This is a genomic window from Wolbachia endosymbiont of Drosophila barbarae (genome assembly GCF_044752445.1).
Classification (GTDB): Bacteria; Pseudomonadota; Alphaproteobacteria; order Rickettsiales; family Anaplasmataceae; genus Wolbachia; species Wolbachia pipientis.
On the sequence record NZ_JBIXJM010000143.1, the window covers coordinates 1 to 1,736 of the forward strand.

Consider the following 1,736-nt stretch of genomic DNA (forward strand, 5'->3'; position numbering starts at 1 on the left):
CTTTGCCTTTTTTCCTGCTTAGTAAATTTCTTAAACACTTGCGGTGTAGGTTAGTTGCAAGTTAAAAGCAGCTAAATCGCTCTTAATCAAGCGTTTTAGAATAAAAAAAACGCCGATATTTTAGTACATAGTAAATAGCCAACCACCATGGGGCTTCTTTTGCCTTTTTTTTATTTAGTAAATTTCTTAAATATTTATGGCTAAAGCAATTTAAGAGACCGAAAATGGTGTCATTTCAGTGCCCCTGTAATGTCATCCCAGTGCCCTGACTACTTGGATCCAGGAATTTTATTAAGTTGGTGAGCATAAAAATAGCTGTTTTACGTTAAAATACAATGTTTTGATGATTATGGAAAGGTTGGATTCCAGTGCTAAGCACTGGAATGACATCCTCCCTTATGGAAATTGCTCTCAAATCACAATGTTCGTACAGCTATGGAATGAATCGCGGTATGACGGTTATCAGTAAACATGAATTACTTTAGCTATGCAATCAGGCTTCCTAAAAACACTTTGTAGCCAATCAATTCTTGAGTATAAAAAGAATTCCTTTAATAATAAGGTATGCTAATCAGGAATTTAATAAAACAAGCAACTCAAGTAGGAAGCAGTGAAAATGCAATACGGTATGTCGAATATCTCTATCAATTTGAGAAGTTCAGGAACACATTAAACCTCACTTTATCACTAATAAAGCAAAACAGGCTCTCATTTGAAATATACCAAGAGGGATTAGTGGATATGGAAGAGGGAGTGTGTAAGACAATCAGGTCTTCTGGTGTAAATAGATATGTTATTGTGCTAAGAAGGTCAAACCCATATATTATAGTGCATGAACTTTCACATATGGTTGAAAATGAACTGAACTTAAGTTTAGAACAGGAATTTCTCCATAAAGTTTATCAAGATATTGAGCAGAACTTAAAGCAGTCAAATATTCTTGTGCAGAAAATTATCGGCCAAGTCATATTTAAGGGGATAAAGGCTTATCAAACTGCAAAATCACGCGCATCTGAATTATTTGCACGCTATTTTGAGCTATTTGCTTGGGCGCAGGAGGTTTACCCTAAAGATAAAGAATACTTAATCCGCACTCAAGATTTAAACAAAGTTTTTCTTGCTACTGACCAATGGAAAAAGAGCTACCTGGATCCACAAATAATGGAGAGAGTAGATAAAGAAATCAAGGAATACAGCAAAAACTGTCTTTAAAGATGTAACCAAAGTGCAAAGCAGTTGGACTAACAAATTTTCTCCTGGGGGCAAAAAAATTAGCTCTATATTTGGAGATGATGATTAGCTTATAGTGCAGGTTTTCCTACGTCATACCGCCGCGAACCGTCATACCGCGATTCATTCTTTTGGTGTACGAACATTGCAATTTGCAGGTAATTTGAGTAGTAGATGGTGTCATTCCAGTGCTTGACACTGGAATCCAGGAATTTGGATTGGGCACTAAGTTGGTAAGCATAAAAGTGGCTGATCTTATGTTAAAACATAACGTTCTTGATGAGATTACGGCAAGGCTGGATTCCAGTGTCAAGCACTGGAATGACACCATTTGCTGTGCAGTTTACCTTTAAGAATGAATGTTCGTACAGTTGTGCGCGGTATCTCATCAGCTAACACGTAGCGGAATGACGGTTGTTGGTAAATCTTTTAGCTATAGAAGTTATAGCATTTCTCATAATAGTCCGAACAGGTCATAGGAAGGCAGAATCAACAGCACGACGAAA

General features: G+C 36.9%; 2 pseudogenes. One reads left to right on the top strand and one right to left on the bottom strand.

The features are described 5' to 3' along the window. Window positions 1-564: 564 nt before the first annotated feature. Window positions 565-1,300, top strand: a pseudogene (locus ACIPNH_RS02405) (WD_0702 family putative metalloprotease). 39 nt (window positions 1,301-1,339) lie between these two features. On the opposite strand, the pseudogene ACIPNH_RS02410 reads toward ACIPNH_RS02405, so the two are convergent. Further along, window positions 1,340-1,441 (bottom strand): annotated as a pseudogene (locus ACIPNH_RS02410) (WPE palindromic element domain-containing protein); the annotation flags it as partial. Window positions 1,442-1,736 lie beyond the last annotated feature (295 nt).